Below are 13375 nucleotides of genomic sequence, written 5' to 3' on the forward strand. Positions count from 1 at the left end.
CTCAGCCGGCGAGCAGCGCCACTATCGCCCGTGCGAGACCGCGGCGCGCCAGTTGCTGATCCTGGAAGCTGCCCAGTTGCTTCTCCGACACCAGACCTCGCATCGCCCCGGGCAGGAATGCCGCGACCTCGCGAACCCGGTCGGGATCGACGTCGAGATCGGCGAAGGCCCGCTGACAGGAGTCGGTCCACGACGGCCCCCACGAGGCGAGCTCGGCCGCGGCCTTGGGGAACAGCCGCCGCAGTTCGTCAGGATCCCGCGGAAGGGCGGCCCGCAGCGTCTCGATGGCGCGCGACTCGGGGGCCGTCAGCCCCTCGTACATGAGGTCGATGATCGCCTCCACCCGTTCCGCCAGTGGCGCTTCGGGTTTCACACTGACCGGGAGGTCGCCGCGTTGTTCGGCGGTCCGATGCAGCACGGCCGCCCAGAGACCGTCGATGTCGTTGAACTGGTACTTGATCGCACCCCACGTGGCCCCGATGTCCTTGGCTATCCGGTTGCCGGACACCGACGACGGGTCGCCGGAGGCCAGCGAGCTGATCGCGGCGTCGAGCATCGCGTCGCGGGTGGCCTGCCCACGACGATTCGCACGCCGCGCACCGCGCACCGGCGTACCGGTCGGGGTGCGGGCGTCGACGGGTGCCATGATCGCCGATGGTAGCCGCTCGGGCGTTCAGCCCTGGCGTTCGGCGGCGACGAGTTCACGGACGGCCGGCGCCACCTCGTTCGCGAACCTGGCCAGATCGTCAGGATCATCGGTGGCCAGGACGTATGTGCTCATCCCGAGGGTGACCGTGAGATCGGTGAGCTGCTCGGCCCACTGCGCAGGGGTGCCGGCGAGTAGTCCGTCGCCGGAACCGAAAGTACCCGCGATGTTGTAGATCCGGGTGATCTCCGCGGGGTCACGACCGGCCGCACGGGCCGCATCGTCGATGACCATCGATTTTTCGGCGATCTGGTCCGGCGGGACGAACTGCAGGCTGGGAACCCAGGCGTCGGCGACTTCTCCGGTCAGTCTCAACATCCGGGGACCCAACGCGCCGAGCCAGATCGGGATGTCGTGAGCTGGAGCGGGTCCGGCGTGCAGACCGTGGACGGGATAGAACTCGCCGTCGAGATCGACTGTGCCACCGGACCAGAAGGCCCGCATCACGGTGATCGCCTCGGCCAGCGCGTCGACCGCCTCGCCCGGCGACCGGCGGGGCCCGCCCGCGGCGACCACACCGTCCCAGAATGCCCCGGCACCCAGACCGAGTTCGGCGCGGCCCCCGGTCAGGATGTCGAGGCTCGCCGCCGCCTTGGCCAGCATCACCGGCGGACGCAGTGGCAGGTTGGCGACGTTGGGCGACAACCTGATCGATGTCGTGCGCGCGCCGATGACGGACAACAGTGTCCAGGTGTCGAGGAAGCGTCGCTGGTAGGGATGGTCCTGCACGCTGACGAGGTCGAGACCCGCGTCCTCGGCGGTGCCGACAAGCCGCAACAGGTCGTCGGCGCGGTCGGCACGTGGACTCGGAAAGAACCCGAAGCGCAACGGTTGTCCGTAGTCGGTCATGACGTCTCCGTATCGGCGAACCGGGGAGTGACTCCGGGACGACTCAGCTCGCGGCGCCCTCCACCTCCGGAGGAGTCGAGACCGAGTACATGACCCGGTGGATCTCCGCGGTGAAGTCCTCGGCGGCCTCGATGTTGGAGGCATGGCCGGTGTCGAACACGACGAGCTGGTCGAGATATCCGCGGATCGAGAGCGTGTGCGCGATGCGCTGGGTCATCGCATGGGGAAGCAGCAGGTCGTGGCGGCCGCCGATGACCGTGGTGGGTACCGTGATCGCTTCGGCCCCCACCGGACCGAGGGCCAGTTCGACGAGCGCGACCGCAGCCTTCGCCCGTGCCGCAGGGCTGCAGGAGCGGGTCATCGCGAGCACGAACGCGGCATGGTCGATGGTCGCCGCACGACCGTTGAGTATGCGGGTCCGGACGAGACTCCGCGCGACCCGGCCTCCGGGAAACGGGAACGGTATGGCCAGAGCGGCCTGGCCGAGCCAGAGCGGAGCCTTGAGCGGGTTGTTGAGCAAGGGCAGGACGCGGGTCTCGGCAGCTATCCCGCCCCACGTCGTGTTTGCGAGAACCAATGCCGCAGCACGCTCTTCGACCCTGTCTTGATGACGGTGAGCCCAGGCCTGCACGGTGATGCCACCCATGCTGTGGCCGACGAAGACAGCTTTCGACGAGTCCGGCACGGCCTGCTCGACCACCGTCTGCAGGTCATCGGCCAGGACATCGGCGTCGAATTTGCGCTTGCCCCAGGTGCTCTCGCCGTGGCCGCGCTGGTCGTAGGCGATGACGTGGTAGCGCTCGGCGAGGGCGTTGATCTGCGGGTTCCAGTATTCGATGCAGCACGACCACCCGTGGATCAGCACCAGCACCGGCGCCTCCGCCGAACCGTAGTGGTGGACCCGGAGCCGGGCACCGTCGTCGGTGAGCGCCCACGAGGTGCGCTCGGGCTCGCGCGAGTTGAACAGCGCGTTCTCGTACTGTTGGCTACGCAGCCGGCGGCGAGCCTCGGCTGGTCGGACCAGACCGGTCAACAGCGCTCCGGCCGCGGCCAATCGTGCAACGCCCAACGCGCCACCTGCGTTCATCTCGGCCTCCCGACGTCATCACTGTAACTCGCGTCACAGTACCGGCTGATGATACAAACCGGCGCCCAGCGTTCCAACAGTTTCGTTTGAAGAATTGTTTGACACACGAGTAACCAAACCAGGCGGCACTCAAACCACCACGAGAACACCGTCTCGGAGACTTTTCACAGAGCCCTCTTGCATTCTGGGCCGGCCGGTCCTACCGTGACCGCATGGCGAGAACGCCGCTGTCGATGACACCCACCGGGTGGTTTCAGGTCGCATGGTCGACGGAGATCGCCGTCGGCACCGTGCGCACGATGAAGTACTTCGGACGCGAGATGGTCGCGTGGAGATCGCGGTCGGGACATATCTCCGTCTTCGACGCCTACTGCGAGCACCTCGGCGCCCACCTCGGTCACGGCGGCCACGTGGAGGGCGAGAACCTGGTGTGCCCCTTCCACGGGTGGGAGTGGAACCGCGAGGGCCGCAACGTCTGCATCCCGTACGAGAACCACCCCAACAAAGGCCGGCGCATCCGCAGCTACCGGGTCGTCGAACGCAATGAGGCGGTGTGGATCTGGCACGACGTCGACGGACGGCCACCGTACTTCGACGTTCCCGACATCTTCGCCGACTTCGACAGCGACAACGGCGGGGGGACCACCGCCGCCGACTACTATCCGCCGGTTCCCGCGGCGACACTGTTCCGGCCGGGGCTCGAGATCCACCCGCAGTACATCATGGAGAACGGCGTCGACTTCGCCCATTTCAAGTTCGTCCACAAGACGCCGTTCATGCCGGACTTCACCCGGCACGACTTCTCCGGACCGGTGTCCTACGTGGACTTCACCATCGCCTTCGATGAGGGCGCGACCCTCGAAAGCGCCACCAGCGGAGTCGAATCCATCAACGCCGGCCTCGGCTGCTCGGTCACCAAGAGCTGGGGCATGGTCGACAACCGCACGATGCCCGCCGTGACCCCCGTCGACGAGCACACCTCCGACGTGCGGTTCACCGTCTGGATCGGACGCAAGCCCGGCGAGGAGAACGGCGAGATCACCCGGTACGGAAAGACGATGGCCGACCTGGTGATCGAACAGTTCGCCGCCGACATCGACATCTGGGCACATCAGCGCTATTCCGATCCACCTGCGCTGTCCCGCAAGGAGTTCGACGGCTTCACCGCACTGCGGCAATGGGCCCGGCAGTTCTATCCCGACGGCGGCGCGTCGGCCGACGAGTTCGTCCGCATCCGGCGCTCCGAACTCGATGCCCTCCGCGCGGCAGCGCATACCGATTCCCGCGCGGCAGCGCAGCCGTGATCCCAGCCCGCCCCGAAAGGATCTCACCGATGACCACACCCGAGCGAGTCCGGGTCTTCCAGGTCGCCACCGGCAATCTGGGCACCGAGATGATCGATCGAATCCGCAATCATCCCGACCTGGAACTGGTTGGCCTGCACTGCTATACGACGGACAAGATCGGCCGGGACGCCGGTGAGATCGTCGGCATCGGGCCGGTCGGGGTGATCGCGACCGGGACGGTCGAGGAGATCATCGCGGCACGGCCCGACGTGCTCACGTTCCACGGCGTGTTCCCCGACGAGGATCTGTACGTTCAGATCCTCGAGGCCGGGATCAACATCGTGACGACCGCCGACTGGATCACGGGCTTCCACCGGGACACCAACCATCCGCACCACTCCGGACGAAAGGTCAGCGAGGTCATCGCCGAGGCCTGCGCGAAGGGCGGCGCGACCTTCTACGGGACCGGGATGAACCCCGGCCTGGCCCAGATCCTCGGGATCGTGCACACCGCCGACGTCGCCGAGATCGAGAACGTCACGGTCACCGAGTCGGTGGACGTCTCCTGCCATCACTCGGTCGACACGTGGAAGGCGGTCGGCTACGGCCTGCCCGTCGACGACCCGAGCATCCCGGACTCGTTGTACAAGTACACCGCCGTCTTCGCCGACTCCGTGTATCTCATGGCCGACGCCTTCGATCTCGAACTCGACGAGGTCACGTTCTCCTACGAATTGGGCGCCTGCACCAAGGACGTCGACCTCGGCTGGTATCAGCTCCCGGCCGGGTCACTGGGCGGCAGCTACATCAAGTACCAGGGCATGGTCGACGGTGTGCCTCGCGTCGAGTCCCACCTGGAATGGCAGATGACGCCGCACACCGACCCTTCGTGGAACATCCAGGCCTGCTACATCACCCAGGTCACCGGCGACCCCAACATCTACTCCAAGCACATGATCTTCCCGCGCAAGGGATTCGACCTGTCCAAGCCGGAGAACTTCGCGTCGATCGGCATGACCGTCACCGGCCTGCCCGCACTCAACTCGATCCGGTCGGTGGTCGCGGCCCCGCCCGGGATCGTGACCAGTGCCGACCTTCCGCTTCGGAGCTTCGCCGGCCGCTTCACGTTGTGAGTCGGTGCGGGATCGGTGTCGACCTCGGCGAACCCACCCTCGAGAATCCCTCCCTCGAGACTTCTTCGGGAATCCCCTTCAGCCGAGGTCGATACTGACGCCGGTGAGCTCCGCGCCGATGTCCCACAACCGCTCCGCGACCGCGCGATCCTTCGCCTTCGGCGACGGTTCGACCAGTACCGGCGGACCGGCGAGACCGAAACTTCCGGTGGGGCCGTAATACTGGCCTCCCGAGACCTTCGGGTCGGTCGCTGCACGCAGGATGGGCAACGCACCCTCGGGCGGGTCCATGATGAACCGATCGGTGAGCCACCGCAGCGACGGTGCGTGATAGGCCCACTGCAGGAACTTGTTCTGCTCGCGCATCACGCCGGTCCTCGTGCCACCGGGATGGGCGGCGAGTGAGATCGCTTGGAGCCCCGCTGTTCTCAGCCGACGGTCGAGTTCGAGTGCGAACAGCATCTGGGCGAGCTTGGCGCGTGAGTACGCACCGGCGCTGGTGAACGTGCGATCCATCGGAAGATCGGAGAAGTCGATGGTGCCGGCGCGGTGCGCGTGACTGCCGACGGTGACGATCCGCGCGGCGTCGGTCGCGAGGAGCCGGTCCATCAGCAACCCCGTGAGCGCGTAATGACCGAGGAAGTTGGTACCGAAGTCCATCTCGAAACCGTCGGGGGTCAGGTCGCGCTGCGCGCGCATGACGCCGGCGTTGTTCACCAGTACGTCGATGCGGGGGTGGCGTCGCCCGATCTCCTCGGCGGCTGCGCGGACGGAGTCGAGACTGGCGAGGTCGAGGTCGACGATCTCCAACTCGGCACCCGGGACCTCTGCGACGATGTCATCGCGCGCGACGGCCGAGGTCTCGGGGTTGCGGCAGGCCAGCACGACGGTGGCGCCGAGGGTGGCGAGCCCGCGCGCGGCTTCCCGGCCGATCCCTCCGTTGGCGCCGGTGACCACGGCCACCCGCCCGGTCTGTGGCGGCGCGTCGGTCAAGGTCCAACCCGTCTTCACGTGCTCCCCCTCTGCGTTCCGGCACAACAGACGCTGTTGTTCGTATCACATCTCATGTGACATATCCGGGCCGGGTGTCACACGCGACCGCACCCCGACTGCGTCCGGGAACGCGATCGGGGTGCGGATCGACTGGTGGTCAGCGCAACGGAATCCGGACGTCAGACGGTCACGGCCGCCGGTGCGGCGCTGCTGAACCGTCCGGCCGGCGCGAAGCGGGCGAGGACCTGATCATGCGGCTCCCCTGCCACCGCGGTGATGAAGCCCTCGACATCCTCGCGGGTCCGCAGACCGAGCAGCGGATTGGGGTCGGAGAGCAGGCCGAACAGCGCCTGAGCGATGGCCGGACTGACTGCGGCCGCCGGAAACGACAACTCCGCGTGCGTCGCGTAATCGGGATCGCCCAGGAAGAGCCGGGTGACCTCGACGGCGGCGTGGCCGCGACGCTCCCAGTGCTTGTCGAACTCTTCCGCCAGCCAGTCCGCGGTGAACTCACCGTCGTGCGCACGGGCGGCCTTCACCAGCTCGGCGACCTGGATGACCGTGTTCTGCGCTCCCTGGCCGGCGACCGGGTCGACGGCGATGGCGGTGTCGCCGATCGCGGCAACGGGATGTCCGCTCGTGGTGGTTGCCACGGCCTGACGCACGGTCGGGGTGACCGCACCCTTCAGCCACGACACCGGATCGGACTCGATGACGTCGAGCTGCTCGATGACGGGAGCGTCCTCGGGGAAGAACTCCTGGAAGATCCCGGCAATCGTCCGGCGGGCGGTCACGGCGTCGTGGACGTCGTCGAGGCGCGGGGCCCACGCACCCGACGGCTTGGCGAACACGATGAACGACCAGGTCGCGCCGACATCCTTGTGCAGGAACGGGCCGACGAACAGCTCACCGTTCTCGCTGTCGAGGTTGTACAGCGAGTGGCCGGCACCGGCGGCGCTGCGGTAGGAGAAGACATCCGAGCCGTGGTCGACGCCGGTGAGCGTGACCTGCAGCAGGCGACGCTGCGGTTCGCGGTAGTGGGTGCGCGACTCGTCGACCGGGAACAGCGTCGACAATCCGCCCTTGCCGGTGGCGACGAGCGTCAGGTCGGCCGCGGCGGCGATCTCGTCGAGCCGGTCGACGTCGACGGTGGTGACCTCGAAACGCCCGCCGCGGTCCAGGAAACGACCGAGGCGATCATCGGCGCGCAAACGGAGGTCGACGGCCTGGGCGACATACCCGTAGTCGGGGTCGAACTCCAGGACGGGGGCGCGGTCCGCACCGGAACCCCCGTACAGGCGAGCACTCATACCGGTGGTGTTGCTGACCTCGTAGAGGTCCTCGATGATCTCGGCGTCCCACTCGCGGGACTTGCCGAAGTAGACGCCCACGCCGGTCGGCGGGACCTTGTTGCGCAGGGTCTCACGGTCGCGGTCGCTGTAGATCGTGACGTCGAAGCCGGCGTCGAGAAGGCCGAGACCCGCGGAGGTCCCGGCCAGGCCCGCCCCGATGATCGCGGCGGATCGTCGTGTCGTCATGTATGTCTCCCTGATCGGTTGCATGTGGTGCACGTGATGACTGGGAGACAGGGTGCCGGGGGGATCGTCGTGGCTGAAGGGTTAGACGCAGCACGAACGAATGGGTGGCACAGATCGACGACTCCGCTGGTCGCGGACCATCGGACGTCTCACCGGTGGGGTCGACGCACCTGATATCGCTCGTGGACGATGGCACCGAACTGTCTGGACTCCACCAGATCGAGATCGACCCGGTCGGTGACCGGCGGCAGCAACGGGGTGCCGCCGCCGACGACGACCGGGAACCGGAAGATCCGCAACTCGTCGACCAGTCCGAGTTCGAACGCCTGCGACGCGAGATCCGCACCACCGATCTCGACGTCGCGATCCGTGGAGGCGACGACCTCCGCGACCGAATCGGCGAGGGGCGCACTGGCGAGTCTGGCATTGCCCTCCACGGTGTGGAGGGTTCGGCTGAAGACGACCTTGGGCAGCGCGGTCCAGATGTCGGCGAAGACGGCGCCCGCTTCGGTGTCGCGCATCCCCGGGTCGGTTTCCCAGACCCGCATCGTCTCGTACAACCGACGGCCGAGGATCGTCGCGCCGAGGCTGCCCACACGGTCGGTGTGGAAGGCGAAGAGCTCGTCGGTGTGTCCCGGCCAGCTGAAGTCGCCGTCGCGATCGTGGATGAAGCCGTCCACCGAGACACCCATCGTGTAGATCAGCATGCAACTCCTCACACTGCGGTTCGCCGGCGATCTTCCGAGGGTACGGCCGTATTCCGAGGTCGGCGCGGCAGATCGCGAACCTGCGAACCACCTGTGCGTCCGCCGACACCCGCCGCATGGGCGGCGTGGCCGGGCCGCCGGCAAGTACCATCGCCCTCTGTGCGCACGCCCGTTCCCGAAGTGACCCCGGTCGTCGCGACGCCCAACGAGGACGCCGCGACCGGTAACACCTCGGGCTATCGCCTCGACCTCGACGGCCTGCGCGGCATCGCGATCGCGCTGGTCGCGGTCTTCCACGTCTGGTTCGGCCGGGTCTCCGGCGGCGTCGACGTCTTCCTGACGCTGTCCGGCTATTTCTTCGTCGCGTCGCTGCTCAAGCACGTCCTCGCGACTCAGCCGGTCTCGGCGTCCTGGGGCGCCGCGATCAACCCGTGGCCGCGCTTCTGGCGCCTCGTCCGCCGGTTGCTGCCCGCGCTGCTCCTGGTCCTCGCATTCGTCACGGCGATGATCGCGCTGGTCATGCCGACCACGCGGTGGGGGCCGCTGGGTGCCGAACTGCAGGCCAGCGCCCTGTACTACCAGAACTGGCATCTCGCCTTCGAGTCGCAGGACTATGCGGCCGCCGACTCCGCGAACAGCCCGATGCAGCACCTCTGGTCGATGTCGATGCAGGGCCAGTTCTTCCTGCTCACGCTGCTGTGCGCGCTCGCACTCGGTGGTGTACTGCGCGCGCTGCCCCGCCGGATCGCCTTATTCCGCCGGACTCAGGTCGTGCGCGGTGTCGTCGGGTCGGCGCTGCTGGGCGTCGCGCTGGCGTCCTTCGCGTGGGCCAACTACCGCCACGGCATCAACCAGCCGTTCACCTATTACGACACCGTCGCCCGCCTCTGGGAGCCGCTCGCCGGCGGTCTGCTCGCGGTGTGGATGCCGAAGCTGGCGCTGTCCGCCCGGATGCGAAACCTGCTGAGCATCATCGCTCTCGGTCTGATCATCACCTGCGGCTGGTGGATCGCCGGAGTCCAGGAGTACCCCGCGGCGTGGGCGCTCGTGCCCGTGGGCGCGACGCTCATCCTGATCTGGGCCGGCTCTCCGGCCACCGCCCGCCCGGCCAAGGGACAGGCCCCGGTGAGTCGCGGGCTCGCGCATCCGCAACTGGTCTGGCTCGGCTCCATCGCCTACTCGCTCTACCTGTGGCACTGGCCGCTGCTGATCTTCTACATGGCGTGGCGCTATCAGGACGAGGTGTCCTGGCTCGAGGGCACCGGAATCCTGGGCGTCTCCGTGCTGATCGCCTGGCTGACCACCAAGTACGTCGAGGCACCGCTGCGTTCCGGGTCGATCCGGCGCACGAAGACCGACGAGTCATCGGCAGTCGACAAGGCGGCGACCGTCGAGAAGACGAGGCCCGGGAAGACGACCAAGCCGGGATTCCAGAACTCGCGCGGCTACCGCGGAGCTCTCCTCGCGGTTCTGTTGATCATCAGCGTTGCCGCCGGCAGTGCCGCGGTGACCTGGCAGCGCGACGCCGCGAACGCGACCCTCGACACCGAGAACCTCGACCCTCGCCTCTACCCCGGCGGCCGCGCCTTCCTCGACGGTGCGCCGGTCCCTAAGGTGACCGCCCAGCCGAGTCCGGACGTGGTCGACATGGACTGGCCGATCACCTCCTACGACTCCATCATCAGCGGTTGGAAGGACCCGACGATCAAGGTCGGGTACTACGGCGACGTGACCGCCACCCGCACCATCGCCCTGGTGGGCGGTTCCCACGCCGAGCAGTGGATCACCGCGCTCAACGAGATCGGCAAGCGGCACAACTTCCGCGTCACGACGTACCTCAAGGTGGGCTGTGCGCTCACCACCGAGCACGTCTTCACCTGGTTCGGCCAGAAGTACTACCAGTGCAACGACTGGTCCCGACGGGTGATGGACCGCCTCGCCGTGGACAAGCCGGACTACGTGTTCACCACCTCGACTCGTCCGCCCGAGGGATCCGCCAGGGGCGACAGCGTGCCCAAGGATTACAAGGAGATCTTCGCCCAGTTCCGCGACCGTGGTCAGAAGGTCATCGGCATCCGCGACAACCCGTGGTCGACCGGCCAGCTCAAGCCGCCGGAGTGCCTCGCCAGCGGTCGCAAGCCCGAGGTGTGCGGCGTCTCGCGCGCACAGGCCATGGCACCGACCGACCCGGCCGCCGCTCTGGCCGACGAGTTCCCGAACATGACGTTCCTGGACTACACCGACGCGATGTGCGACGACACCTACTGCCCGGCGGTCGTCGGGAACATCTTGATGTGGCACGACTTCCACCATCTGTCCGCGACCTTCGTGCGCAGCCTCATCCCGGCGATGGAAGCGGATCTGCAGAAGACGACCGGCTGGTGGTGAAGCGGCCTCAGGCGCTGGGACGGAAATGCACCGGACGCCGCTGCCGGTAGGTGACCCGATCTCCCGGAGCGCCTGCCCATTCCGGCTCGGCGCGGACGGTGAGCTCAGCCGCCGCGCCGTGCTCATCACCATCGGCAACCGGCAACACCGACAGCCCGACCTCGATGTGATCACCGCACGGCGTGACCGCGAGCACTCTCCCGTGACCGCGGTCGACGCCGTCGGGACTTCCCGTGCTGTCTCCGCTGCCGGTGCCGGTCACGATCTCCAGATCGCCCGGCCGCAGTAGCACCGTGCCCGGCCCACACGCCGATTGGCGCAACCGCAGCACGCCGGCACCACACTGCACTCGGCCGCCGCGAGCCTCGCCGGGGAGTTCCGACACCTCGCCGAACATCCGCGCGACCTCGATGTCGACCGGTTCGAGATAGATCCCTTCCGGGGGCCCCACCTGCCGTACCCGCCCGGCCATCAGCACGACGATGCGGTCGGCCATCGACATCGCCTCTTCACGGTCGTGTGTGACGAGGAGGCCACTGGCGCCGTCGGCCAGAATGGTGTCGCGGACATGACGACGCAGGCGCGTACGCAGCTGCGCATCGAGCGCGGAGAACGGCTCGTCGAGACCGATAACCGCCGGGCGGGGGGCGAGCGCCCGTGCCAATGCCACCCGCTGCCGCTGGCCGCCGGAGAGCTCACTGGGACGGCGCGCACGCAACTCGCTGAGCCCGACGACGTCGAGCAATTCGGTGATCCGCGTTGCACGGCCAGGGGTCCGGCGCCACCACGGCCCCAGCCCGAACCCGATGTTCCCCGCCACGCTCAGGTTCCCGAAGAGTGCACCCTCCTGCGGCACGAGGCCGAAGCTGCGCTTCTCGGTGGGCACATCGACACGACGTGTCCCGTCCGTTCGGACCGCGGCGACCTCGGTTCCGCCGATCTCGATGCGCCCCGATCGAATGGGCTCCAGACCGGCGATCGTCCGCAGCAACGTCGTCTTGCCGCATCCCGACGGCCCGATCACCGCGGTGATCGAACCTGCCGGCACCTCGAGCGACACCCCGTCGAGGACCGTCGTGTCGCCGAAGACGACCGAGATGTCCTCCACTCGCACTGCGTCATTCAGTGACGTGTCACTCACCGGCCACCGGCCTTTCCGAACAGCGCGGACAGTGCCGCGGTGGGTATCGAGGCGACGACGATGAGAACCAGACCCAGGACTGCCGCACGCCCGTAGTTCATGTCGTTGTTGAGACTCCACATGTCGGTCGCGAGGGTCCTGGTGCCGATCGGCGCCAGCATCAAGGTGGCGGGTAGTTCCTTGGCCACCGAGAGGAATGCCAGCGCCGCGCCGGCCAGGACGGCCGGCGCCAGCAGTGGCAACTGGACGCGGACTGCGGTGGCCACCGGTCCCGCTCGGAGGGTCCGCGACACCTCCGCCATCTGCGGCGGGATCGCATCGACCCCGGAGCGGACCGGCCCCAGGCACACAGGCAGGAAGAGGACCGCGTAGGTCGCGATGAGCATCGCCGCGGTCAGGTAGTAATCGGGCAGGAGCCGGGTACCCAGGAACACCATCGACAGGGCGACCGTCACGCCGGGCAGCGTGTATCCGAGGTAAGAGACCACCTCGACGGCGTCACCGGTCCGTGTGCGCGGCCGGGATACGAAGAACGCCAACGGCAGGGCCAGGAGCACGATCACCATCGCGGCCTGGACCGACAACTCCATCGTGGTGCCCGCATACGGCCCCACCCAGGCGAGCAGGTCACCGAGATCGTCGAAGCCGAGTCGCTGGGATTCGCTGATCTCCGTGCACAACCCGACAACGGGCACACAGACGCCCACCATGACGACGGACATGACGACACCCCAGGCCACCGGTCGGTCCTGGACCTGTCGCGCTCGCAGCGGCGTGGACCCGGAGTCGACATCGCGGCGCATGCGGCGTTCGGCCACTGCGAGCACCACGGCGATCAGGGCGAGCACGAGACCGTACAAGGCGGCGACCGATCGGTCCAGGGTTCCGTTGTAGGCGTTGTAGATCCCCACCGTGAACGGCTCGAAGCGCACGATGGCAGGACCGCCGAAATCACTGATCGCGTAGAGCGCGACCAGCAGCGCGCCGGCAATCACGACGGGACGGATGCGTGGGAGCGTGACACGCAGGAACGCTCCGGCCGGTCCACACCCGAGGGTGCGCGCGGCGTCCTCGTCCGCCCGTCCGGTCCCGGAGATCACCGCCATGACCGGCAGCATGACGAGGGGATAGCACGCCAGGGTCAACACCAGCGCCGCGGCCCACAACCCTTCGAATCCGGGGAACAGCCGGACCCACACGAACCCCGACACGTAGGACGGGATCGCGAGTGGTGCAGCCAGCAGCGCGATGACCACCGCGCGTCCGCGGCGGACGCCGTGGGCCACGCACCACGCCAACCCCACACCCACCACGATCGACGCACACGTCACGATGACCGCGAGTTGCGCCGTGCGCCAGAGCAGTTGCCCCGTGCGGGGCCGGAACAGAAGCGCGACCGCCTCATCGATGCCGATCCCCACAACCCGAATCACGAGATAAACCGCAGGGGTGATCAGCAGCAACGCGATCACGACACTGACCGACCCCAACAGAATTCGTCCCGACCGCGTTCTCTGGCCGGGACGAATTCGAATGCGGGTCAACAG

The 13375-nt window shown here is 67.7% G+C and carries 11 protein-coding genes; 3 read left to right on the plus strand and 8 right to left on the minus strand.

The window, feature by feature from the left end; all coding sequences use genetic code 11:
* Position 1: 1 nt before the first annotated feature.
* Genes NWF34_RS17305 through NWF34_RS17315 form a run of 3 tightly spaced genes read right to left on the minus strand, consistent with a single transcriptional unit; the run spans position 2 to position 2642 of the window.
* A complete protein-coding gene (locus NWF34_RS17305; protein WP_096274718.1) occupies positions 2 to 646 on the minus strand; it encodes a TetR/AcrR family transcriptional regulator in 645 nt (214 codons plus the stop codon).
* Positions 647 to 673: 27 nt separating this feature from the next.
* On the minus strand, positions 674 to 1555 hold the full coding sequence (locus tag NWF34_RS17310) for an LLM class flavin-dependent oxidoreductase (protein WP_159405996.1): 882 nt from the start codon (positions 1553 to 1555) through the stop codon (positions 674 to 676).
* A 43-nt stretch (positions 1556 to 1598) separates the two neighbouring features.
* Positions 1599 to 2642 (minus strand): alpha/beta fold hydrolase, encoded by a 1044-nt coding sequence (locus NWF34_RS17315; RefSeq protein ID WP_159405997.1) that lies wholly within the window; start codon positions 2640 to 2642, stop codon positions 1599 to 1601.
* A 212-nt stretch (positions 2643 to 2854) separates the two neighbouring features.
* Between NWF34_RS17315 and NWF34_RS17320 the strand changes: the two genes are divergently transcribed.
* Complete coding sequence (locus tag NWF34_RS17320) at positions 2855 to 3946, plus strand: Rieske 2Fe-2S domain-containing protein (protein WP_159405998.1); 1092 nt, start codon at positions 2855 to 2857, stop codon at positions 3944 to 3946.
* Positions 3947 to 3975: 29 nt separating this feature from the next.
* A complete protein-coding gene (locus NWF34_RS17325; RefSeq protein ID WP_159405999.1) occupies positions 3976 to 5061 on the plus strand; it encodes a dihydrodipicolinate reductase in 1086 nt (361 codons plus the stop codon).
* Positions 5062 to 5139: 78 nt separating this feature from the next.
* On the opposite strand, the gene NWF34_RS17330 is transcribed toward NWF34_RS17325, so the two are convergent.
* The 3 genes from NWF34_RS17330 to NWF34_RS17340 form a co-directional block, all read right to left on the minus strand.
* Positions 5140 to 6072, minus strand: a complete 933-nt coding sequence (locus NWF34_RS17330) for an oxidoreductase (protein WP_096274723.1) — start codon at positions 6070 to 6072, stop codon at positions 5140 to 5142.
* A gap of 161 nt (positions 6073 to 6233) precedes the next feature.
* Positions 6234 to 7592 carry a styrene monooxygenase/indole monooxygenase family protein gene (locus NWF34_RS17335; RefSeq protein ID WP_258325630.1) on the minus strand — a complete coding sequence of 453 codons (1359 nt, stop codon included), beginning with the start codon at positions 7590 to 7592 and terminating at the stop codon, positions 6234 to 6236.
* A 149-nt stretch (positions 7593 to 7741) separates the two neighbouring features.
* The gene (locus NWF34_RS17340; RefSeq protein WP_258325631.1) at positions 7742 to 8299 is read right to left on the minus strand and encodes a dihydrofolate reductase family protein; all 558 of its coding nucleotides are present in this window, start codon (positions 8297 to 8299) and stop codon (positions 7742 to 7744) included.
* A gap of 159 nt (positions 8300 to 8458) precedes the next feature.
* On the opposite strand from NWF34_RS17340, the gene NWF34_RS17345 reads away from it, so the two are divergent.
* Positions 8459 to 10687, plus strand: a complete 2229-nt coding sequence (locus tag NWF34_RS17345) for an acyltransferase family protein (RefSeq protein WP_258325632.1) — start codon at positions 8459 to 8461, stop codon at positions 10685 to 10687.
* Between the two features lie 7 nt (positions 10688 to 10694).
* Here the strand turns inward: NWF34_RS17345 and NWF34_RS17350 are convergent, their stop codons facing one another.
* The gene (locus NWF34_RS17350; RefSeq protein WP_258325633.1) at positions 10695 to 11828 is read right to left on the minus strand and encodes an ABC transporter ATP-binding protein; all 1134 of its coding nucleotides are present in this window, start codon (positions 11826 to 11828) and stop codon (positions 10695 to 10697) included.
* On the minus strand, positions 11825 to 13318 hold the full coding sequence (locus tag NWF34_RS17355; protein WP_258325634.1) for an iron ABC transporter permease: 1494 nt from the start codon (positions 13316 to 13318) through the stop codon (positions 11825 to 11827). The genes NWF34_RS17350 and NWF34_RS17355 overlap by 4 nt, the downstream gene beginning before the upstream one ends.
* Positions 13319 to 13375 lie beyond the last annotated feature (57 nt).

The sequence above is a fragment of the Gordonia sp. GONU genome, assembly GCF_024733855.1.
GTDB lineage: Bacteria > Actinomycetota > Actinomycetes > Mycobacteriales > Mycobacteriaceae > Gordonia > Gordonia amicalis.